The 20,679-nt window shown below is 60.9% G+C and carries 21 protein-coding genes; 11 read left to right on the top strand and 10 right to left on the bottom strand.

Annotated elements, in window-relative coordinates; genetic code table 11:
• Window positions 1-25 precede the first annotated feature (25 nt).
• From AC2FNL_RS05970 to AC2FNL_RS05955, 4 genes are all read left to right on the top strand, one after another.
• A complete protein-coding gene (locus AC2FNL_RS05970; RefSeq protein WP_093962376.1) occupies window positions 26-1,351 on the top strand; it encodes a M23 family metallopeptidase in 1,326 nt (441 codons plus the stop codon).
• Window positions 1,341-1,844 (top strand): bactofilin family protein, encoded by a 504-nt coding sequence (locus tag AC2FNL_RS05965; protein ID WP_093962377.1) that lies wholly within the window; start codon window positions 1,341-1,343, stop codon window positions 1,842-1,844. The genes AC2FNL_RS05970 and AC2FNL_RS05965 overlap by 11 nt, the downstream gene beginning before the upstream one ends.
• A gap of 178 nt (window positions 1,845-2,022) precedes the next feature.
• Window positions 2,023-2,712, top strand: a complete 690-nt coding sequence (gene aqpZ, locus AC2FNL_RS05960; protein WP_093962378.1) for an aquaporin Z — start codon at window positions 2,023-2,025, stop codon at window positions 2,710-2,712.
• A 152-nt stretch (window positions 2,713-2,864) separates the two neighbouring features.
• On the top strand, window positions 2,865-4,169 hold the full coding sequence (locus tag AC2FNL_RS05955) for a hypothetical protein (RefSeq protein WP_496832815.1): 1,305 nt from the start codon (window positions 2,865-2,867) through the stop codon (window positions 4,167-4,169).
• Window positions 4,170-4,185: 16 nt separating this feature from the next.
• Here the strand turns inward: AC2FNL_RS05955 and AC2FNL_RS05950 are convergent, their stop codons facing one another.
• The 3 genes from AC2FNL_RS05950 to AC2FNL_RS05940 form a co-directional block, all read right to left on the bottom strand.
• Window positions 4,186-5,148, bottom strand: coding sequence for a DUF3179 domain-containing protein (locus AC2FNL_RS05950; RefSeq protein ID WP_496832814.1), 963 nt, complete (start codon window positions 5,146-5,148; stop codon window positions 4,186-4,188).
• 122 nt (window positions 5,149-5,270) lie between these two features.
• Entirely contained in the window at window positions 5,271-5,816 is a 546-nt protein-coding gene (locus AC2FNL_RS05945) for a peptidylprolyl isomerase (protein WP_496832813.1), read from the bottom strand.
• The gene (locus AC2FNL_RS05940) at window positions 5,809-6,315 is read right to left on the bottom strand and encodes a peptidylprolyl isomerase (RefSeq protein WP_093962382.1); all 507 of its coding nucleotides are present in this window, start codon (window positions 6,313-6,315) and stop codon (window positions 5,809-5,811) included. The genes AC2FNL_RS05945 and AC2FNL_RS05940 overlap by 8 nt, the downstream gene beginning before the upstream one ends.
• Before the next feature lie 134 nt (window positions 6,316-6,449).
• Between AC2FNL_RS05940 and AC2FNL_RS05935 the strand changes: the two genes are divergently transcribed.
• From AC2FNL_RS05935 to AC2FNL_RS05925, 3 genes are all read left to right on the top strand, one after another.
• Window positions 6,450-7,640 (top strand): phosphoglycerate kinase, encoded by a 1,191-nt coding sequence (locus tag AC2FNL_RS05935; RefSeq protein WP_496832812.1) that lies wholly within the window; start codon window positions 6,450-6,452, stop codon window positions 7,638-7,640.
• Window positions 7,641-7,816: 176 nt separating this feature from the next.
• Window positions 7,817-8,044 (top strand): lysozyme inhibitor LprI family protein, encoded by a 228-nt coding sequence (locus AC2FNL_RS05930; RefSeq protein ID WP_496832942.1) that lies wholly within the window; start codon window positions 7,817-7,819, stop codon window positions 8,042-8,044.
• A gap of 163 nt (window positions 8,045-8,207) precedes the next feature.
• Complete coding sequence (locus AC2FNL_RS05925; RefSeq protein WP_170338112.1) at window positions 8,208-8,507, top strand: FtsB family cell division protein; 300 nt, start codon at window positions 8,208-8,210, stop codon at window positions 8,505-8,507.
• Here AC2FNL_RS05925 and AC2FNL_RS05920 read toward each other — a convergent pair.
• A complete protein-coding gene (locus tag AC2FNL_RS05920) occupies window positions 8,504-9,223 on the bottom strand; it encodes a hypothetical protein (RefSeq protein ID WP_496832811.1) in 720 nt (239 codons plus the stop codon). The genes AC2FNL_RS05925 and AC2FNL_RS05920 overlap by 4 nt on opposite strands.
• Window positions 9,224-9,447: 224 nt before the next feature.
• Here AC2FNL_RS05920 and pdhA point away from each other — a divergent pair, with 224 nt between their 5' ends.
• Genes pdhA through AC2FNL_RS05905 form a run of 3 tightly spaced genes read left to right on the top strand, consistent with a single transcriptional unit; the run spans window position 9,448 to window position 13,151 of the window.
• Window positions 9,448-10,437 carry a pyruvate dehydrogenase (acetyl-transferring) E1 component subunit alpha gene (pdhA, locus tag AC2FNL_RS05915; protein WP_093962386.1) on the top strand — a complete coding sequence of 330 codons (990 nt, stop codon included), beginning with the start codon at window positions 9,448-9,450 and terminating at the stop codon, window positions 10,435-10,437.
• A gap of 15 nt (window positions 10,438-10,452) precedes the next feature.
• Complete coding sequence (locus AC2FNL_RS05910; RefSeq protein ID WP_093962387.1) at window positions 10,453-11,826, top strand: pyruvate dehydrogenase complex E1 component subunit beta; 1,374 nt, start codon at window positions 10,453-10,455, stop codon at window positions 11,824-11,826.
• A gap of 14 nt (window positions 11,827-11,840) precedes the next feature.
• A complete protein-coding gene (locus AC2FNL_RS05905) occupies window positions 11,841-13,151 on the top strand; it encodes a pyruvate dehydrogenase complex dihydrolipoamide acetyltransferase (RefSeq protein WP_170418302.1) in 1,311 nt (436 codons plus the stop codon).
• Between the two features lie 69 nt (window positions 13,152-13,220).
• On the opposite strand, the gene cysE is transcribed toward AC2FNL_RS05905, so the two are convergent.
• Window positions 13,221-14,030 (bottom strand): serine O-acetyltransferase, encoded by an 810-nt coding sequence (cysE, locus tag AC2FNL_RS05900; RefSeq protein WP_093962389.1) that lies wholly within the window; start codon window positions 14,028-14,030, stop codon window positions 13,221-13,223.
• An 86-nt stretch (window positions 14,031-14,116) separates the two neighbouring features.
• Here cysE and AC2FNL_RS05895 point away from each other — a divergent pair, with 86 nt between their 5' ends.
• A complete protein-coding gene (locus AC2FNL_RS05895) occupies window positions 14,117-14,455 on the top strand; it encodes a TraR/DksA family transcriptional regulator (protein ID WP_496832810.1) in 339 nt (112 codons plus the stop codon).
• Here the strand turns inward: AC2FNL_RS05895 and AC2FNL_RS05890 are convergent.
• Genes AC2FNL_RS05890 through AC2FNL_RS05870 form a run of 5 tightly spaced genes read right to left on the bottom strand, consistent with a single transcriptional unit; the run spans window position 14,436 to window position 20,667 of the window.
• Window positions 14,436-14,732 (bottom strand): DUF7742 family protein, encoded by a 297-nt coding sequence (locus AC2FNL_RS05890; protein ID WP_496832809.1) that lies wholly within the window; start codon window positions 14,730-14,732, stop codon window positions 14,436-14,438. The genes AC2FNL_RS05895 and AC2FNL_RS05890 overlap by 20 nt on opposite strands.
• 7 nt (window positions 14,733-14,739) lie before the next feature.
• Entirely contained in the window at window positions 14,740-18,705 is a 3,966-nt protein-coding gene (locus AC2FNL_RS05885) for a baseplate multidomain protein megatron (RefSeq protein ID WP_496832808.1), read from the bottom strand.
• Window positions 18,705-19,148 (bottom strand): C40 family peptidase, encoded by a 444-nt coding sequence (locus AC2FNL_RS05880; RefSeq protein WP_093962393.1) that lies wholly within the window; start codon window positions 19,146-19,148, stop codon window positions 18,705-18,707. Before AC2FNL_RS05880 ends, AC2FNL_RS05885 begins: the two co-directional genes overlap by 1 nt.
• Complete coding sequence (locus AC2FNL_RS05875; protein ID WP_093962394.1) at window positions 19,148-20,035, bottom strand: phage/gene transfer agent baseplate hub protein; 888 nt, start codon at window positions 20,033-20,035, stop codon at window positions 19,148-19,150. The genes AC2FNL_RS05880 and AC2FNL_RS05875 overlap by 1 nt, the downstream gene beginning before the upstream one ends.
• Window positions 20,035-20,667, bottom strand: coding sequence for a phage distal tail protein, Rcc01695 family (locus AC2FNL_RS05870; RefSeq protein ID WP_496832807.1), 633 nt, complete (start codon window positions 20,665-20,667; stop codon window positions 20,035-20,037). Before AC2FNL_RS05870 ends, AC2FNL_RS05875 begins: the two co-directional genes overlap by 1 nt.
• Window positions 20,668-20,679 lie beyond the last annotated feature (12 nt).

Here is a 20,679-nt window from a genome sequence, read left to right as displayed (position 1 = left end):
ACATTGGGGATGAGAGGTAAGGCGCGTGAGAACACGTCTGGCAATCAAACTACACTCACTGCTCGAACGGCACTTCCCGGAACGCCGGGTCTTCCTGAAATCCGACAATGACACACGCTTCATCCGGCTCAGCTCGGAGACGCAGATCGTGGCGGCGCTTGGCGTTTCGATCATGGTCGGCTGGACGGCCGTCGCCACGGCAATCCTGCTGATGGACAGCATCGGGTCGGGCAATTTCCGTGAACAGGCCAAACGCGATCAGGCGACATATCAGGAGCGGCTGAACATCCTGTCGCAGGAACGCGACGCGCGCGCTCAGGAAGCATTGGCCGCACACGCCCGGTTCAACTCGGCGCTTCAGCAGATCTCGGCGATGCAGTCGGAACTGCTGGAATCCGAAAACCGTCGACGCGAGCTGGAAACCGGCATCGAGGTCATTCAGACCACACTGCGGTCGACCATGAAGCAGCGTGAGGAAGCCCGGGCGCAACTCGCCGAGCTTCAGGAGAAATCCGATGGCGCATCGGTTGCGATGTTCGCCTCTGCCGCTCCGGCACAGATCGAATTCATGGCCGACGCCCTGACCAGGACAGCACAGCAGCGGGACCAGATCGCCACGGATGCACAGGCGGCACTGGACCAGCGCGATGAGCTTGAGCTGGAAATCCTGCTGATGCAGGAACGCAATGACGAGATATTCCGCCAGCTGGAAGAAGCCATGGTGATCTCGGTCGAACCGCTGGACAAGATGTTCCGCGAGGCCGGAATGCCCACCGACCGGATGCTTGACGAAGTGCGGCGCGGTTACAGCGGCATGGGCGGCCCGCTGACGCCGATTTCGTTCAGTACCCGCGGCGAAGAGCTTTCAGCAGACGAGGTGCGCGCAAATCAGCTTCTGCAGCAGATGGACCAGCTGAACCTGTATCGCATAGCGGCCGAAAAGGCCCCGTTTGCCACGCCGGTCAAATCGGCCTTCCGGTTCACCAGCGGCTATGGTTATCGCCGCGACCCCAAAACCGGCGGGCGCCGGATGCACAAGGGCACAGACTTTGCGGCCCCGACGGGCACGGATATCTTCGCCACCGCCGACGGTGTCGTGGCCCATGCGGGCTGGCAATCCGGCTATGGCCGTCTGGTCAAGATCAAGCACGCCTTCGGGGTTGAGACACTTTATGCCCATAACTCGAAGATCCGCGTGAAGGTCGGCCAAAGGGTCTCGCGCGGGGATCACATTGCTGATATGGGTAATTCCGGACGGTCGACCGGAACGCATCTGCACTACGAGGTGCGCGTGAACGGAAAACCTGTAAACCCAATGGACTTCATCAAGGCTGCGAACAATGTTTTCTAAAAGCAAAATCAACGAGCCCGCACCCAAGGCATCCGAAACGGCCAAGCCGGCAGCCCCGGCGCCTCAGGCGACCCCTGCCCCGACCGAACAGAAGGCCGCAAGCACCGCGCCCAAGCCCAAGCCTCCGGCATCGGTTCTTTCGTCGGACCTGCACATCACCGGCAACATCAAGACCACCGGTGACATCCAGGTCGAAGGCACCATCGAAGGCGATATCCGCGCGCATCTGCTGACCATCGGCGAAACCGCGACCATCAAAGGCGAAGTGACCGCGGACGACGTGGTCGTGAACGGCCGCATCGTGGGTCGCGTGCGGGGTCTGAAAGTACGTCTGACCTCGACCGCTCGGGTTGAGGGCGACATCATCCACAAGACCATTGCCATCGAAAGCGGCGCGCATTTCGAAGGCTCGGTTCAGCGTCAGGACGATCCGCTGAACCCAGGACGCAGCGGCAAAACCGGAGCCAATCCGGCGGCTGAAGTCAGCCAGTAAACCGCTTCGAGTACCGAGTTCAAAGAACGCCGCGGCCACTGTCCGCGGCGTTTTTTATGCCCATCAGGCAACAATCCGGACCCCTATCAGGGCCGCAAAGCCCTGCACGCGCGATACATTTTCACAAAAGGTGTTTTTTGAATTAAACTTCACCTCGTTGAAATTGGGAGGTTTTATCATGCGAGCAAAACTGATGGCCGAATTCTTCGGCACGTTCTGGCTGGTTCTCGGCGGTTGTGGCAGCGCGGTTCTGGCTGCCGGGGTCGCCGATGTGGGCATCGGATGGCTGGGCGTGTCCTTCGCCTTCGGCCTGACGGTCCTGACCATGGCCTTTGCGGTCGGCCACATATCGGGTGGTCACTTCAACCCTGCCGTCAGCCTCGGGCTGATGATCGGTGGGCGTTTCCCGTCCAAGGATCTGCTGCCCTACTGGGCCGCGCAGGTGCTTGGGGCGATACTGGCCGCAGCCATTCTGTACGTGATCGTCAGCGGCGCACCTGGTTTCGAAGGCGTGGGCAGTTTTGCCTCGAACGGGTATGGCGAAGCTTCGCCCGAAGGATATTCGATGATGTCGGCGCTGGTGATCGAGATCGTTTTGACCGCCTTCTTCCTTATCATCATTCTGGGCGCTACGTCCGAAAAGGCTCCGGCCGGGTTTGCGCCCATTGCCATCGGCCTTGGGCTGACGCTGATCCACCTGATTTCGATCCCGGTCACCAATACGTCGGTGAACCCGGCCCGCTCGACGGGTGTGGCGCTGTTTGCCGATGGACCCGCCTTGGCGCAGCTGTGGCTGTTCTGGGTCGCCCCGCTGATCGGCGGCGCTTTGGGGGCCGCGATCTGGAAGATGATGGCCTCGGACGAATAGGAACTCGTCCTTTTAACGCAAACCCCTCCCGGTCTCTGCCGGGAGGTAATCTTGTTATCCGGTTGCGTGGGCCACACCCGCGGCAAGAATTCGACCGGTCGGATCAGGGTGGTTGAATTTCCGGAACGAACCGCCAGAATTCGCAGAACTCTGTGAAAGACCTGATCATGATTTTCTGGCCAAAGTTCCGGCGCCCCGCTTCCGCAATTCCCGCATCCACCGCATGGATTGCGATGGCCAGTATTCCGCTGGTTCATTATTTCTGGCCAGACCTCGGCGCGGTCTCTGATCGGGATCAGACTGTTCTGTTCGCTCTGACGATCTTTGCCATTCTGGCCCTATCCGAGATTTTCATAGCGCGAATTCATCGCAAGCCGGGCAGCGGCTTGGTCTACAACCCGGAAAACTTCAAAAACCCGGCGTATCTGTCTGATTTCTGGATCAAACTTATTGGTCTGGCGGCCAGTCTTGCGCTGCTTGCGCTGTTCTACTCCACCGCCGACCTCTACCGGGATGAATGGTATCAGCCGTTCTTTTCGCTGTTTGCCGACTACTGGCCTCTGATCCTTGCGGTTGTCCTTTCCGTTGTCACGGCGGTTCATTTCTCGATGCGACATCCGCGCGACGGCATGTGGCATCTGGGACGTGTGGTTTTGTCTTTTGGTCGCCAATCCACCGGAGCCCGCGAGTTGAAATCCTTTCTTCTTGGGCTGGGCGTCAAAGGGTTCTTTCTGCCACTGATGTTCTGCTATCTGGTCTATGACTGGAGCTTTCTGCAGACCCGTTCGCTGTGGGATGCGCAGGACTTTCAGCAGGTCTATGCATATCTCTACCGCTTTGCCTTCTTTCTGGACCTGACGATCGTCACCATTGGCTATGCCACTGCCACCCGGCTTCTGACCTCTCATATCCGTTGGACCGAGACGACGGTGAGCGGATGGCTGGTCTGCGTGATCTGCTATGCCCCGTTCTGGCAACTGCTGTCGCGCAGCTATTTCAACTATGTCGAGGATGGGTTCGCCTGGGGTGTCTGGCTGTGGGATTACCCTGTCCTCTACGGATTGTGGGGCGGCACCATCCTGTTTTTCCTGGCGGTCTATTGCCTAACTGCCGCGCGTATGGGTCTGCGGTTCTCGAACCTGACCTATCGCGGGCTGGCCTGCGACTTTCCCTACAACATCAGCAAACACCCGTCCTACATCAGCAAGAACATCACCTGGTGGATGATTTCGATCCCGTTCATCGCGGTCGACTTCTGGGCAGGCCTGGCCAACTGTCTGGCCCTGCTGGGCGTGAACCTGATCTATTTCGCACGGGCCTGGCACGAAGAGCGCTGCCTGTCACGCGCGCCGTCCTACCGAGCCTACAAAAAACACGTGAACGAATACGGTCTTCTGGCCCGCATCCGACGCGGCCTGAGCGGCTGGACCCGGAGCGTTGCCAGACAGGTGAATTGATCGCGCGACGCGCGTGTCAGCGCCTTGTCATCCAGATACCGTCGGGCCAGAAGGCGTGGAAGGCAAAGGCGAACATCACATCATGCACGACATCCCGTCCGGCACCATCCGTGACGCGGATGGATCCTATGTCGCGTCCCTTGTCGACGCGCCCGGCGTCCAGAGCCGAGGCTTGCCCCGCCGACCAAACGATGACAACGCCTGCTTCTGACAATCGCCCAGCCGCACGCAATCGCGTCAGAGGCCAGGCCCGCTCTCCGACACGCACCACCCGTTCGAGCGGTTGAATACCATGCGGAGGCAGCGCGCCGTCATACAGGAACGGTCTGCGCGCGCTGTCGTAACCGCGATAGGGGTTGCGCCCGTAGTCCCGCGCAAAATTCGGCTCGGCCATTACCAGACCGTCGGGATTGCGCTTGCGGAACTGGTCCCACCCTTCCATCCACGCTGGCAGCGCTGTCAACTGAGCACCGGTCAACTGGCCAACGATCGCCTCGCCGGTGGCTTGCTGCCACCAGCTTTCAGTTTCGCGGTCATACATGATCATGTCCGAATTTCGCAACTTGCCGGACACGCCAAAACTGAGCACCCGTCCCGAGATACGCCGATCAAACACCAGCCCCGAATTGCACAATGGGCAATATGTAACCGCGACTGGGCGGTTTCCGAAGCGATCATTCACGATCTCATGCCAGATCAGATATCGAAGCGGATAGGCGCGCGGGCGCTTACCGGGCAGTTCTACCGTGATCACGGCTTCGGTCATCCCCAGCCCGGCTGCCGCCGAAACCGGGACAAACTCGGGCTTGTCGATGGCCGGGATACCGTCTTTTGGCGGCCCGCCGGACCGGACCTCAGACCAGTTACCGATCGAGGTGACCGAAAAATCGGTTCTGGGCCATTCGTCGCGCCACAGGCTCGGGTCCGCGGACACCGCGGTTGCGCAGAACAGCAGAAGGGCAAACAGACGGCTTCGCATGAGGCACCTTTGGCTACCTGCCATCGTGCGTCAGGCCGTGCGGTCGGGCCAAGCCCCTTACACAGGGACGTGAAGCGCCGTGCGCGGACAACCCGGCGCGCAGTCCGCGCCGGGTCTAGGGATCATTCGGTGACGGTCACCTTGGTCATGACGTCCGGTTGGCCGACCACCGCGCCGTTCGGGCCTGTGCCGCGTTTGATCGCATCAACAACGTCCATGCCGTCGGTCACCTTGCCCACCACCGTGTACTGGCCATTCAAGGTCGGGGCCGGTTCGAACATGATGAAGAACTGCGAATTTGCGCTGTTTGGGTTGCTGGCGCGAGCCATTCCGACGATGCCGCGCTCGTACGGAACTTCGGAAAACTCGGCTGGCAGGTCCGGACGGTTTGAACCGCCGGTACCGGCGCGACGCATGTCGCTGCCCAGTTTACCGTATTCCACGTCCCCGGTCTGTGCCATGAACCCCTCGATCACGCGGTGGAACACCACCCCGTCATACTTGCCTTCGGCGGCCAGAGCGGTGATCTGCTCGACATGCTTGGGCGCGACGTCTTCGAACAGGTCGATCGTGATCGTGCCGTTGGCCTCGCCCTCGACTTCGATCTGCAGGCCTGCGGCCAGCGCGGGGCTGGACAACAGGGCAAAGGCGGCAGCCAGCTTATACATCGGCGGCCACCTTGACGCTGATCATGCGGTCGGGGTTCGCAGGCGGCTCGCCGCGGGTGATGGCGTCGACATGCTCCATCCCCTCGATCACGCGGCCGTATACGGTGTATTGGCCATTCAAAAAGTGGTTGTCCTTGAAGTTGATGAAGAACTGCGAGTTGGCCGAGTTCGGGTTGGCCGACCGAGCGGCACCCAGGGTGCCCCGGTCATGCGGCAGCTTGGAAAACTCGGCCGGAAGGTTCGGCAAGGACGAGCCGCCGGTGCCTGCCATGCGGATGTTGAAGCCGTCTTCCATGTCGCCGTGCTGCACGTCGCCGGTCTGGGCCATAAAGCCGTCGATCACCCGGTGAAAGGCCACGTTGTCATACTCGCCCGCGCGCGCCAGTTCCTTCATGCGCTCGCTGTGCTGAGGCGCCACGTCCGGCAGCAGCTCGATGACGACGTTGCCGTCCTTCAGCTCGATGATGATGGTGTTTTCGGGATCCTTGATCTCGGCCATGGGGCCCTCCTGTGGAATTGATTTGCGCAAATACCTATGCGCCAGACGCGCGAAAGCCAAGTGACGCATTGACCTGAGGGCAAAATGCAGGAAAAGAACCGCTTACGCGTGGTGACAACGGCGAGGATGATACGATGGGCTGGAAAACTCTGGACGACATGGATTTGCAGGGCAAGCGCGTTCTTGTGCGCGTGGACATCAACGTCCCGGTTCTGGATGGCGCCGTGACCGATGACACCCGGATCCAGCGGATCGTGCCCACGGTCCGCGACATTCTGGCCGCTGGCGGCAAACCCATCCTTCTGGCCCATTTCGGCCGACCCGGCGGTGAACGTCGGCAGAACCTGTCGCTGAAACAGCTGGTGCCCACACTGGAAGCCGCCTTTGGCACGAAGGTCCGTTTCGGAGAGGATTGCGTCGGATACGAGGCTGAAATCGCTGCCGCAAACCAGGGCGACGGCGAGGTTCTGCTGCTGGAGAACACCCGCTTTCACGCCGAAGAGACCCAGAACAGCATGACCCTGGCCGAAGGTATGGCCAAGATGGGAGACATCTACTGCAATGACGCCTTCTCGGCGGCTCATCGGGCGCACAGTTCGACCGAGGCACTGGCGCGCCTTCTGCCTTCCTGCGCCGGGCGCCTGATGCAGGCAGAGCTCAGCGCACTCGAAGCCGCTCTGGGCAACCCTCAGCGTTCGGTGACCGCTGTGGTCGGTGGGGCCAAGGTATCAACCAAGCTGGATCTGCTGGGCAACCTGATCGAGAAGGTCGACAACCTGATCATCGGCGGCGGCATGGCCAACACCTTTCTGCTGGCCAAAGGGCTGGACGTTGGCAAATCGTTGGCCGAGCACGCGATGACCGATACTGCAGCCGAAATCATGGCAAAAGCAGACGAGGCAGGCTGCCGGATCGTCCTGCCCAGCGATGTTGTCGTTGCCGAGAAATTCGAAGCACTCGCCCCACACAAGGTCGTCCCAGCGAACCAATGCCCCGCAGATTCGATGATCTTGGACGCCGGGCCGGACAGCGTCGCCGCGATCTGCAACATCTTCGAACAGAGCAAGACTCTGATCTGGAACGGCCCATTGGGGGCATTCGAACTGGAACCCTTCGACGCGGCGACAAATGCCGCTGCATTGAAAGCCGCAGAACTGACGCGGGCGGGCAAACTGGTTTCGGTCGCCGGTGGCGGCGATACGGTTGCAGCCCTCAACGCGTCGGGTGCCGCGCAGGACTTCACCTACATCTCGACCGCCGGCGGTGCGTTCCTGGAATGGATGGAGGGCAAAACCCTGCCAGGTGTGGCAGCGCTGGCCCAATAGCCCCATTCTAGTTGCCGATAGGCATTCATGGTATTCTCCCACAGACCGGGAGATGGGCCATGAAAGCCGTTGCCACGTTTGCAGTTATCCTCCTGCTCAGTGTTTCTGGCGCGCAGTCCCATTGCGCCGGGCAAACTCAGATCGACGCCACTTTCTGTGCCAAAGAGAAATAGGAAATCGCTGATAAAGAACTGAACCGCCTCTGGAAAGAGGTCAAATCAGCGGCGGATAGGCGCGGAAACGGCGAGGCCTTGTTGAACGAACAGCGCGCTTGGTCGAAATGCAGGGATGCAACTTGTGACCCCGAACTCAAAAGCGATGGCCGTGCTGCGCAAATGTTCTATTGGTCCTGCATGGAAGAACAGACACTGAATCGAAATCAGGAACTGACCGCTTTGCGTTGAGCGGGTACCTACGCGGTCATGGCTCTTAGAGCATCACTTTTTTCGTCGAATTGCAAAAAGTGCGAATCGAGGGATTCACAACCCGAATCACCTGTGACATAGTGCCGACAGATGCCCGCAAAGGGCACGTTTTTGAGGCAGTATTCATACGGCGGTTAACAGAGTGTCCCGTTCCAATCGGCCCGGCCTGGGCGCAGTCGCATTCTTCTCGGTGGCTTTCATGCTGGGTGTCTATTTCACCTTTGCTGCCGTTCAGGGCGACTACGGCCTGTTCCGACGGATCGAGATTTCAGCGGAACGGGACGCTCTGTCACGCGACCTTGCGGCGCTGAACGCCGACATCGCTCGGATGGAAAACCTGACCAGACGCCTTTCAGACACCTACCTGGATCTTGACCTGCTGGATCAGCAGGCCCGAACCGTTTTGGGAATGATCCGAGCTGATGAAATCGTCATCCGCTAATTAGCTGTTTGCCCGACCGCCCCGGGTTCCTCTGCAGTTGGCAACTGATACCCGAAAGCGTCGATTTCCCGTCGGAACAGGTCAGCCACCACGTCCACGGCTTCGCCGTCCCAGTTTTCACCGTAGAAAACATCGAACTGCTTTGATTTTCGAATGCCGGAATTCAAACGTTTGTCGCCGAGGCTGACATCGCCAAGGCCGAAGTCATCCAGCACCTGCGCCAAATCACTGTCCAGGCTTTCGTATCGCAACACCCGATCAACCGCGATATCGCCGCCCTCAGAATAAAGATGGAAGTCAGAGAAGAACTTCAGGCGAGTCCGGCAAAAGCTCAGGAACAGTGCATTTGCGTCGTTGATCTGTGTTCCGCGCTGATGCATCCAGAAATAGAACGCTGAGACAGCCTTGTCCCAGGGATTTCTCTCAACCCAAATGCTGCTGCAGCCCTCCGCAATATCGGACAGATACCGATTGACCACGCCGATCCCATTGTGGGGATACCGGGCCTGCACTTCGCCTTTGGCTCTGTCCCGCAAAAGCTTGACCGACCGGCGGACGATGTATTGCTTCCCCGGACGTTGAAGTTCGGCTTCCTTGCCGAACGGTGTTGCGAAATCTCCGTCCTGCAGCTTCGCGCTCAATGCAATTTCGATGGATGATCCGGCGGTTTTCTTCGTTTTGATGAAAACCAGCTTCGGCTCTCTGAGGATCATCATGCCAATCTGTCTCCGACGCCCGTTCAAAATTGCCTGCCAATGGAGGCATACTACCCGTGCATACGTCGAACCAAAAGGCGAAAACCTGCCGGATTTCGGGTGGAAACAGATACTGCCACCCGGTCCAGGACGCAGCGTCACATTTCCGCTCGCCAGAAAGCGCGAAATGCTTTATGAGATAGTTTAACGCTAAACTATCTTGCCGGAAGGGAGAGGTCGCCACGATGGCTGCGCGAAAAACCACAAAGAAACCAAATGTTTCTGCGGAAGAACTCAAAACCTACTACCGCGAGATGCTGTTGATCCGCCGATTCGAGGAAAAGGCCGGTCAACTGTACGGCATGGGTCTGATCGGCGGTTTCTGCCACCTCTACATCGGTCAGGAAGCCGTCGTCGTGGGGCTCGAAGCTGCGGCCGAGGATGGCGACAAGCGCATCACCTCCTACCGCGACCACGGCCACATGCTGGCCTGCGGGATGGATCCGGGCGGCGTCATGGCTGAATTGACCGGACGCGAAGGCGGCTTGTCCAAGGGCAAGGGCGGCTCGATGCACATGTTCTCGAAAGAGAAGCATTTCTACGGTGGACATGGCATCGTCGGCGCACAGGTTCCGCTGGGTGCAGGCCTGGCCTTTGCAGACAAGTACAAAGACAACGGCCGCGTGACCTTTACCTATTTCGGTGACGGCGCAGCGAACCAAGGTCAAGTCTATGAAACCTTCAACATGGCGGCCATCTGGCAATTGCCGGTGGTCTTCGTGATCGAAAACAACCAGTACGCGATGGGCACAGCGCAGTCGCGCTCGACCTCGACCAAGGACATCTATCACCGCGGTGAGGCGTTCGGCATCCCCGGCGAGATCGTCAACGGCATGGACGTTCTGGCGGTGAAAGAAGCCGGCGAAAAGGCCGTGGCGCACTGCCGGGCCGGGAAGGGCCCGTACATCCTCGAGGTCAAGACCTACCGCTACCGCGGACACTCGATGTCGGATCCCGCCAAGTACCGCACCCGCGAAGAGGTTCAGAAGGTGCGCGAGCAGAGCGACCCGATCGAACACGTGCGCGAGCTGCTGCTGACTGGCAAGCACGCCACCGAGGATGACCTGAAGGCGATCGACAAGGAAATCAAGGAGGTCGTCAACCAGGCCGCCGAGTTCGCCAAGGAAAGCCCCGAGCCGTCGCTGGACGAGCTCTGGACCGACATTTACGCCTGAGAGGACGAATAAGACATGGCAACCGAAATTCTCATGCCCGCCCTTTCGCCGACCATGGAGGAAGGCACACTGGCCAAGTGGCTGGTCAAGGAAGGCGACACCGTAAGCTCTGGCGACATTCTGGCCGAGATCGAAACCGACAAGGCCACGATGGAGTTCGAAGCCGTCGATGAAGGCATCGTCGGCAAAATCCTGATTGCCGAGGGCACCGAAGGCGTAAAGGTCAACACCCCGATCGCGATCCTGGTCGAAGAGGGCGAAGACGCCTCGGCCGTGACCACGGCTGCACCCGCAGCCGCAGCGGAGGCCGAAGCCGCCCCGGCGGCGGTCGAGGCCCCCGCTCCTGCCCCTGCTGCACCGGCCGCGCCTACCGTGGACCTGTCGCCGGACTGGCCAGCAGATGCCGAGATGAAATCGATGACGGTCCGTGAGGCTCTGCGCGACGCGATGGCCGAGGAAATGCGCTCGGACGAAGACGTCTACCTGATGGGCGAAGAAGTCGGTGAATACCAGGGCGCCTACAAGGTGAGCCAAGGCCTGCTGGACGAATTCGGCGCAAAACGCGTGATCGACACGCCGATCACCGAGCATGGATTTACCGGCATTGCCGTGGGTTCCGCCTTTGGCGGCCTGAAGCCGATCGTCGAGTTCATGACATTCAACTTCGCCATGCAGGCGATCGACCAGATCATCAACTCTGCCGCCAAGACGCTGTATATGTCCGGCGGTCAGATGGGCTGTCCGATCGTGTTCCGAGGCCCCAACGGCGCCGCCGCGCGCGTGGCGGCCCAGCACTCTCAGGACTATGCTGCTTGGTACATGCAGATCCCGGGCCTTAAGGTCGTGATGCCCTATTCGGCAGCCGACGCCAAAGGTCTGCTGAAATCGGCCATCCGCGATCCCAACCCGGTCGTGTTCCTGGAAAACGAAATCCTCTATGGCCGCTCGTTCGACGTGCCGCAGGTCGATGACCTGACCGTGCCGCTGGGCAAGGCCCGCATCTGGCGCGAAGGCACCGATGTGACCATCGTCAGCTTTGGAATTGGTATGCAATACGCATTGGAAGCCGCCGACAAGCTGGCCGAGGATGGCATCAGCGCCGAGGTGATCGACCTGCGCACCATCCGCCCGATGGACACTGGCGCGATCGTCAACTCGGTGATGAAAACCAATCGTCTGGTCACGGTCGAGGAAGGCTGGCCGCAAGGCTCGGTCGGCAGCTACATCAGTTCCGTGGTCATGCAGGAAGCGTTCGACTATCTAGACGCGCCCGTCATCACGCTGACCGGCAAGGACGTGCCCATGCCCTATGCGGCGAACCTGGAAAAGCTGGCGCTGATTACCACCGACGAGGTGATCGCCGCCGTCAAACAAGTGACCTATCGGTAAGGAGCGACTGACAGATGCCCACCGAAATTCTGATGCCCGCCCTTTCGCCGACCATGGAGGAAGGCACGCTTGCCAAATGGCTGGTCAAGGAAGGCGACACCGTCTCCTCCGGCGACCTGCTGGCCGAGATCGAGACCGACAAGGCCACGATGGAGTTCGAAGCCGTCGATGAAGGTATCGTCGGCAAGATCTTGGTTCCTGAGGGCACCGAAGGGGTCAAGGTCAACACCCCCATCGCCGTGCTGCTGGAAGAGGGCGAAAGCGCCGATGACATCGCCGCCGCCGCCAAAGCGCCCGAGGCTGCACCCGCAGCCGACGCGGGCAACGAGGCCGCCGCACCTGCGGCGTCCGAGGCGCCCGCCCCCGCTTCGGCACCTGCGGCTCCGGTCAAGGCAGATGGCGGTCGCATCTTTGCTTCTCCGCTGGCCCGTCGCATTGCCGCCCAAAAGGGTCTGGATCTAGCACAGATCAAGGGCTCGGGCCCGCATGGCCGCATCGTCAAAGCAGATGTCGAAGGCGCAACCGCTCCGGCAGCGGCACCGGCACCGGCTGCTTCGGCAAGCGCAGCGCCGGCCCCTGCCGCTGCTCCTGCAGGCCCCTCGGCCGACATGGTGGCCCGCATGTACGAGGGCCGCGAGTACGAGGAGGTCAAGTTGGACGGCATGCGCAAGACCATCGCCGCCCGTCTGGCCGAGGCCAAGCAGACCATCCCGCATTTCTACCTGCGCCGCGATATCAAGCTGGACGCGCTGCTGAAATTCCGCAGCCAGTTGAACAAGCAGCTGGAAGCCCGTGGCGTGAAGCTGAGCGTCAACGACTTCATCATCAAGGCCGTCGCCAACGCGCTGCAGCAGGTGCCCGAGTGCAACGCCGTCTGGGCGGGCGACCGGGTGCTGCAGCTGAAACCCTCGGACGTGGCCGTGGCCGTCGCGATCGAAGGCGGCCTGTTCACCCCGGTCCTGCAGGACGCCGACACCAAATCTCTGTCGGCCCTGTCGACCGAAATGAAGGACCTGGCCGCGCGCGCGCGCGAGCGCAAGCTGGCCCCGCATGAGTATCAGGGCGGCACCTTCGCGGTTTCGAACCTGGGCATGTATGGCATCGAAAATTTCGACGCCATCGTGAACCCGCCGCATGCGGGTATCCTGGCCGTCGGCACCGGCGCCAAGAAGCCAGTCGTGGGCGAGGATGGGGAGCTGACCGTGGCGACCGTGATGTCGGTTACCATGTCGGTCGATCACCGGGTGATCGACGGCGCGCTTGGGGCACAGCTCCTGCAAGCCATCGTGGACAACCTCGAAAACCCCATGGTCATGCTGGCCTGATCCAAGTCACAAAAATCAAAAAAGCCGCCTCGGACCCCGAGGCGGCTTTTTTCGAACCTGAGAACAGGTTTACTGATCCTTGCCCAGCATGTGATCCATCGAGATCGAGGGCTGGTCGCACCCCGCCTCACCCACGATCTTGGCGGGGATACCCGCTACGGTCTTGCAGGGCGGCACATCCTGCAGCACCACCGAACCGGCGGCGATGCGGCTGCAATGACCCACGCGGATGTTGCCCAGAACCTTGGCCCCGGCCCCGATTAGAACGCCATCCTCGATTTTGGGATGACGATCCTCTTCTTCCTTGCCGGTCCCGCCCAGAGTCACCGAATGCAGCATCGAGACGTTGTCGCCCACGACCGCAGTTTCACCGATCACGATGGAATGCGCGTGGTCGATCATGATGCCCTTGCCGATCTTCGCGGCGGGGTGAATATCGATCCCGAAGATTTCCGAACTGCGCATCTGGAAGAAATAGGCCAGATCGTGCCGGCCCTTCTGCCACAGCCAGTGTGCCACGCGATAGGCCTGCATGGCTTGGTAGCCTTTGAAATACAGAATCGGCTGCAGCAGACGATGGCAGGCCGGGTCGCGCTCGTACACGGCCATCAGATCCGCGCGGGCTGCATTCATCAGCGCCTTGTCATCGGCATAGGCCTCTTCGACGATTTCACGCAGAACCATCATCGACATCTCGTTCGAGCACAGCTTGGCCGAGATCCGATAGGACAACGCACGTTCCAGAGATTTGTGGTGCAGGATACAGGCATGCACCAGTCCGCCCATCAAAGGCTCTTTTTCGACGGCGGCCTGTGCTTCGGCCGTGATCCGGTCCCAGACGGGGTCAACTGACGTTACTTGGGTGCGCGTTTCAAACATGGCTTTTGATCCTCTGCTGCGCCTAGAATAGCCATCTAGGCCCAAAAAGGCCAAACGCAAACCCTTGATGTGCAACACAACAGAAAATGAACCGGTCCGAACTCAGGGAATTTGAAACACTTATCCTGTCCCGGCTAGAGGAATTGGAACGCATTTCCCTGGCCGGTCAGGACGCTCAATCCGTGGTCGAGCTTGACCAGCAGGCGGTCGGGCGGCTCAGTCGAATGGATGCGCTGCAGAATCAAGCCATGGCCAAGGCGCAACAAACGCGACGAGATCTCGAAGCCCTACGGCTGAGGGCCGCCCTCGACCGGATGGCCGAGGGCGAATTCGGGTATTGCGAGGATTGCGGTGACGACATTCCGCGCAGACGCCTGGACCTGGACCCGGCCGCCAGCAAGTGCGTCAGCTGCGCGGCCGGTTGAGTTGAAACCGGATAAGTTGGCGCAGTACCGTCTCGAAACACCGGCAATACTCGGTGTCGCTGAAACTCGGCTCGTCTGCCAACGGGCGGCTGCGTGCCGCTCCCATCAATGCTCCGTTCCCGTAAACAGGATGCAAACGACCCGTCGCGGTCAGGTGACGGTCAGCCAACTCGGCCTCGGCGATCATGCGCGCGCACAGCCGCTCACGCTGGGCTTGCGGCACGGTCAGCAAAACCCGCGCCGCAGAACTGACATCGCCGTGCAAAACAGGGCGCATGGTCTCCCTACCCCACACTCAGCCGCGCGGCCGCGCCCGGCCCGTAGCTGGCCGAAACCTGCGCCACCTCGACCTCGTAGAGGCCCGTGACCCCGTCCGAAGACTGTGCCGCAGCGGAATAGGTCCAACTTGGCGTCGTGGCGATCTCTTCCCGAACAAGGGTGCCACCTGACCGAATCCGGATCAGATAAGTCTCGGACTCCTCGCCCAGCGGCACGTCCAGCACGTCCCAATCGTCGCCGTCGATCCGGGTTCGGCGTACCCAGGTGAACAGGTCATCGCCCCCGTGTCTTTCGACCTTCAGATGAACTGGCGCGTAGGGGCGCAGACCGTTTCCATCAAAGACCTCGACCTTATGGACATAGGAATCGTCGTCGTATCCGCGGGTGGCAGGCCCGATCCGGTAGTGCCGGGCAATTCGGCGTTCGGTCCGCAGCAGGCTGGTCTGAAAAACCCTCTCGTCAAGCAACACGAACACGGAACCCTCCGGCCAGCTTTCAGGTATGACTGCGTCCGTACCCAATTGGCCGCGCTGGCGGCCAGACAGGGCATAGACCCCGGGTTCCTGCAAGACGGCATCCGCGAACTGAAACACTTCCCAATTTCCGGGCGTGCCGTCTCCGATCGCCGCCAAGTTGGCTCCTGTCAAAAGCGAGTCACGCGACCGCGACTGCAAGACGCCATCGACAAGGCGCACGCGCAGCGGCGCACCTTCATCCCAAACCCCTGCACTCGCGGACGGCAAGGCGGATTCAGTGAACCCGATCACAGCCTGACCAGTCACCAGATCGCGCAGCGCGTAGCCCTCGTCGCTGTCCGAGGAATAGACGGCGACGCTGCCTTGCCAAGGATCGGCCGTGACGGCCAGATAAGGGGCGTGCGGCTCTTCGGCGCCGGTAATGAGTGGCAGATCCAGAAAAATCGGAAGAACCGGGACCGGGGCCACAAAGGGTTGTGAGACAAACCCATCATCCGCCATGTCGGACGGCGAATAGACCCCGGGCTCGATCCGCACGGCATCTGCCAACTGGATGTCAGCCTGTTCCAATCGGTCTATGCGATACAGCGCACCGGCTCCCCCATTCCAGGATGGAAGTCGAACAATGTCGCCGGCGCCCAGATGCATCTGCGACGGCGGCAGCGCGAACCGAGCGGTGTTGCGCGCGACGCGGGCCTCGGCCAGCCAACGTTCGACCGTCTGCCTCCCTTCGGCGCGGGTCATCGACAGAGGCATTTCGTTCACGGCAACAGAATGTGTCCGATCATCGGGCAGCACGGCCTCCTCTGATACCACATCGTGGTCCGCATCCGACTGCACGAAGCGCAGACGCACGCGGCCGGCCATTTCGGCCTCGGCTTCGCGCTGGTACTGGACCCTGCCATCGACCTCGGGGCTTTCCGCGACCTGATCCAGCGACAGATCGAATGCCCGGCGCCCGGCCCTCATGCGGAATGTCAGAACACCGTCCCGCTCAATCGCATCAAATCCGTAGTGCAGCATCAGCGGTTGCAGGGCCGCCCGCGCGTCCGATACATCTTCGATCACGTATCCACGGACAACTCCGTCCAGCGCAGACACATCAAAATCGGCAACGCCTGCAGCCTGACAAATCTCGGCCACCACCGAGGCCAGTGTCCTGGCACCTGAACGCCCGTTCAACCAATGACCACGGGCGTAGTTTTCGCCGTCGCTCCACTGCGAACGCAGGTTCGGGAATGTCGGGTAAGGTCTCGCGTCCCACGCCCATACATAGGCATTCGAAACGTCGACCATCGGACCATCGTAGATGTCCGAAACCGGGTTGATCTGCGGATCGGCCCAATATCCCAGAACTGCCTTCAAATACTGAACCTGAATGAAATCGTCGCGTTGACCGTTTGAGTATTTGGGCAGATCGGATTCCGAGGATTTCGGATCCAAAAACTTGTTGGGTTGGTTCGTTCCCTTGTCTATGGCCGCACAGCCCAATTCCGTGAACCAGATCGGCTTTGATCCCGGAACCCAATCGGTCGGGTCAGCTTGGCGCACTCCTCCGATCCGTTCGTGGTGCAAGTTCGACCACCAGTTGCGGATGTCCTTATATCTCCAGACCCATGGCTCTGCATGTTCGCCGTCCTCGATCGGATACCTTATCTGCGCGTCCTGTTCCTCGGGCGTTGGATAGTACCAGTCGTATCCTTCACCGCCTTCGATGTTGCCGCGCAAATAATCCAGGTCGTAGATTGACCGGGCACCATCCAGCGCATCCCGATGATCGTTGCCATCCCGCCAGTCCGAGACCGGCATGTAGTTGTCGATCCCGACGAAATCGATGTTTTCGTCTGCCCACAGTGGGTCCAGATGGAAGTATCGGTCACCGCTGCCATCGGCAGGCTGGTACCCGAAATATTCCGTCCAGTCCGCAGCGTAGCCGATCTTGGTGTCTGGCCCCAGTATCTGCCGCGCTTCTGCCGCCAATGCCTTCAGCTGAGCGACGGCCGCGAACCCGGACGCGCCGCGTATCTGGGTAAGACCACGCATTTCCGAACCGATGCAAAACGCCTCGACCCCGCCTGCTGCCTTGCACAACGCCGCGTAGTGAAGAATGAAACGGCGCATGCTCCATTCTTCCGGGCCGGTATAGGTCACGCTGCCATTACCGATGATGAAATCCGAGGCTTGGGCTGCACCAAAAAAGCTTGCCACCTGAGCGTCCGCACCTGCGGTTCCGTCCAACGACCCCGGACGCCCCGGAGCCACGTCCAGCGTGATCCGGCCGCGCCACGGCAGATGCGGCTGATCGCCGGCATCCGACCATGGGTCTGGAAGACCATTGCCCTGCATCTGATCCATCAGGATGAAAGGATAAAACATCACCCGGCTGCCGGATTCCTTGAGGTGTTGAATGGCCTGAACCACCGACGCATCGGCCGGGGTACCGCCATAGACCGGTCGCCCGTCCACCTGTTGCACGACCTGAGCCGATTTGCGCTTTAGCCCAGAGACTTTCCACGGCATGTTGGCGCCGTCCACGTCTTGGCGGATCACCTTGGGTCGAATGCTGCAAGCGCCGCAACGCAAGTCATCTCCGAACCAAGAAACCACCAGCGATGCAGCCTTGCAGCCCGGAAGTTCTTTGCTCAGGGCACGCATCGAGGCCACCAGATCGGGCTCGCCCGAGGGCGAATTGACGTTGGCGGCCCAGCTTTGACCCGACCCTTTGGAGTAGTTTACCTGCGTGCTGGCCAGCGTGTATTCCCCGGTGCCAGGCATCAGGGCCACGGCCCGGACAATCCGTTGCAATTCGAACTCGTAGTCTGGTGCGGATTTCTGGTCCGGCCGAACAACCTCGAAGGAGAACTGGGGAACGCGATTGCCAAATTGCGCCAGCGGCAGATCTTCGATCACCACATACGCTGTGCCGCGATAGGCCGGAACCGTCCCGGCACCTTCGATCGTTTCGATCAGGGGATCCGGCAGCTGATCCTGGCTACCCGTATAAACCCGCATGTTCAGGCTGTTGCGCTCAAGCTCTTCCCCATCGGCCCATATCCGCGCGATGTCCGCGATCTCTCCGACGCCGACAGCAATCGCCAGTGATATCGAATAGCTGTAGCTATGGGTGGTCGTGGTGACTTCGGCAGGTTTTGGGGTTCCTTTGCCGCCAGCAGACTGCGTAGACGTCGTGGTTTTGCGGGTCTCAAGGAAATCCGACGCCCAGATCACCTGCCCACCGACCCGCATTCGGCCGAACACGGTGGACAACGGCGCGCCCTCGCCTGTTTCCGTAAGTCTGAACCGGTCCAGCCGGCCGGACTCGACCACCTCGCTTCCGGCGCCCATGACCGACTGGCTCATCAATCGCTGGTCGATAACCCGCCCGAGCGTTGCGCCGACTGCCCGCCCCACGATGGCCGTTGACAACCCTGCAACGGTTCCACCGATGGACCCGCCCAGCGCGGCCCCCGCCGCAGATAAAACTATCGTCGCCATCAGTTGCCCTCCAAAGGAAATTCAAAGCAGGCGACCACCCGGCGGCGCCAGGGGTCGCTCAGAGTGTTCTCGACAACGCCATGTCCGGAATAGGCATGGATAAAGCGTGGCACGGCGCCCGCTTCACTCACGATACCGAGGTGTTTGGCCACACCGGCATCGCGCATCCGGAACAGCAGCACGCACCCGGGAGCAAGAAAGTTGCCCGGACGTTCGACCAGATTGCGCCTCGCAGCCGCCCACATGCGCTCTTCACCCTGCGGTTCAGACCAGTCCATGCTGTAGGTAGGCACCGCCTCGGGCTCGTGGCCGATGACGGATCGCCAGACGCCGCGCAGCAATCCCAAGCAATCGGTTCCCGCTCCCTTGACCGAGGCCTGATGCACATAGGGCGTTCCCAGCCAGCCTCGCGCTTCGTCCACGATATCCTGAGTCGTCACCATCACCGCCTGCTGCCTCCATTATTCGCGTTGCCCTGTTTCGGCACGGCCATCACCCAGTCTTCGCTCGGCAGATCCGGAAAACCTTGGAAATTTATGACGTTGTTGAATTTCAACCGGCAGGTCTCCATCCGCTTGTCGCAGCCCGCCAGCACCCGCACACGGTCACCCGTGGCCAGACCCGAGCCCAGAGCAGTCCAAAGGTGCAATTCCCGCCCTATCTTGATGCTCCGGTCCGTCTTCACCGAGGCCCAGAGCCCCTGAGAGCGGCCAGTCAACACATCGACGCGGCCACGTTCGAACCAGCCGTCCTCAAACGCCTCGGCACCCTGCAGTCTGAGGATCGGCCCATCGTCGATCTCGGCAATCTCGGCCTCGGCCCAGTAGCCGGGCGTCAACCTGTCGAAGCCGCAGGCTTTGTCACCCAAAACGGCCGTACAAGGTTTTTGGTAGATCCGCCCCAAGGGTCGGTTCAGCAGATCGGTCAGCCCGCGCAACTCGGCATGAAACGCGCCCCCAGCGCGGCGCAGCTCGCCGATTGAGCCACGGAACTGCAACATGCGCTGTTCCGGCGCGGCCCAGTTGACCAGCCATGCTCGGACATCGGCACCGTCAAAGCGGCCGTCTTCGATATCCTCGTCGCACACGGCCGCATCAGACAGCGCCCCCATGGCCTCGGAATTGTCGATCGACAGGCCCGTCGCTTGTTCGATCGCCGAGGCTGTGAGGCCGGTGCTTGCCTTGAACACCAGCCCTTCGAAGGCCAGTTCGCGGTCATGGTCGGTGAACCCGAAGGACACGCCATCGGTTCGAGTGATCACCCAACAGCGGCAGACCGTGGTCATGCCGGACTGAAGATGGGTCAGCAATGCCTGCTTGTCGCCGCTCATCAGACCCGCACCTCCACCACCGGAACATTGGGCACGTCGCCTGCCTGAAAGCTGGCCACGCTGACCTGAATCCTGTCGGTGTCGAAGCGCACCGGCACGTCGAACTCGAACCCGGCGGTAACATCGACCCCCTCGGCCGGCGGGACGGCGAATTGGATCAGACCGCGATTGAGGTCCACCTCGAAATCGACGCCTTCTCGGGCCTCATCCTGATCCAGCCCAACCTTGACCGTGCCGAGCACCGGCTTGACGATGGGCCTGACATAACTGGCCACGCCCGAGGCATAGGTCTTGACCAGTTGGAACACGGTCGTGACCCCGTCGCCTTGCCCGATCACCTGGTCGCCCTTTTCGACCTCGGCAGTGGCGGCGCAGGACTTGTAGTCCGACCAGTCCTTCCAGCGAAAGCCGTACATCTGCCCCTGACGCGCCTCGAAAAAGGCGATCAGCGTCTGGATGTCGTCCAGCGACCGCATCCCCAAACCGGCGTCGTATCGCCGCCGCGAATGCGCCCAGGGCGTGTTGCGTTCCTCGAACCCGTTGGCCAGCGTCACGATATCCGTGCGCCGCTCGGGTCCGCCGACCGAGCCGAAACTCAGGCTGGCGGGAAATCTGACTTCGTGGAAATTCATGTCCTGCTCCCT

This window comes from Ruegeria sp. CRTD044 (assembly GCF_059613485.1).
This window is presented reverse-complemented; position numbering and strand designations above follow the sequence as displayed.

Excerpts from the sequence above, each read along its gene's own strand:
- AC2FNL_RS05905 (WP_170418302.1), top strand. The coding sequence starts at position 11,841 with ATGCCCACCGAAATTCTGATGCCCGCCCTTTCGCCGACCATGGAGGAA.
- AC2FNL_RS05945 (WP_496832813.1), bottom strand. The coding sequence starts at position 5,816 with ATGTATAAGCTGGCTGCCGCCTTTGCCCTGTTGTCCAGCCCCGCGCTG.
- AC2FNL_RS05890 (WP_496832809.1), bottom strand. The coding sequence starts at position 14,732 with ATGCGCCCTGTTTTGCACGGCGATGTCAGTTCTGCGGCGCGGGTTTTG.
- AC2FNL_RS05940 (WP_093962382.1), bottom strand. The coding sequence starts at position 6,315 with ATGGCCGAGATCAAGGATCCCGAAAACACCATCATCATCGAGCTGAAG.
- AC2FNL_RS05950 (WP_496832814.1), bottom strand. The coding sequence starts at position 5,148 with ATGCGAAGCCGTCTGTTTGCCCTTCTGCTGTTCTGCGCAACCGCGGTG.
- cysE (WP_093962389.1), bottom strand. The coding sequence starts at position 14,030 with ATGTTTGAAACGCGCACCCAAGTAACGTCAGTTGACCCCGTCTGGGAC.
- AC2FNL_RS05875 (WP_093962394.1), bottom strand. The coding sequence starts at position 20,035 with ATGAGCGGCGACAAGCAGGCATTGCTGACCCATCTTCAGTCCGGCATG.
- AC2FNL_RS05870 (WP_496832807.1), bottom strand. The coding sequence starts at position 20,667 with ATGAATTTCCACGAAGTCAGATTTCCCGCCAGCCTGAGTTTCGGCTCG.
- AC2FNL_RS05895 (WP_496832810.1), top strand. The coding sequence starts at position 14,117 with ATGAACCGGTCCGAACTCAGGGAATTTGAAACACTTATCCTGTCCCGG.
- AC2FNL_RS05885 (WP_496832808.1), bottom strand. The coding sequence starts at position 18,705 with ATGGCGACGATAGTTTTATCTGCGGCGGGGGCCGCGCTGGGCGGGTCC.
- AC2FNL_RS05935 (WP_496832812.1), top strand. The coding sequence starts at position 6,450 with ATGGGCTGGAAAACTCTGGACGACATGGATTTGCAGGGCAAGCGCGTT.
- AC2FNL_RS05910 (WP_093962387.1), top strand. The coding sequence starts at position 10,453 with ATGGCAACCGAAATTCTCATGCCCGCCCTTTCGCCGACCATGGAGGAA.
- aqpZ (WP_093962378.1), top strand. The coding sequence starts at position 2,023 with ATGCGAGCAAAACTGATGGCCGAATTCTTCGGCACGTTCTGGCTGGTT.
- pdhA (WP_093962386.1), top strand. The coding sequence starts at position 9,448 with ATGGCTGCGCGAAAAACCACAAAGAAACCAAATGTTTCTGCGGAAGAA.
- AC2FNL_RS05965 (WP_093962377.1), top strand. The coding sequence starts at position 1,341 with ATGTTTTCTAAAAGCAAAATCAACGAGCCCGCACCCAAGGCATCCGAA.
- AC2FNL_RS05880 (WP_093962393.1), bottom strand. The coding sequence starts at position 19,148 with ATGGTGACGACTCAGGATATCGTGGACGAAGCGCGAGGCTGGCTGGGA.
- AC2FNL_RS05920 (WP_496832811.1), bottom strand. The coding sequence starts at position 9,223 with ATGATGATCCTCAGAGAGCCGAAGCTGGTTTTCATCAAAACGAAGAAA.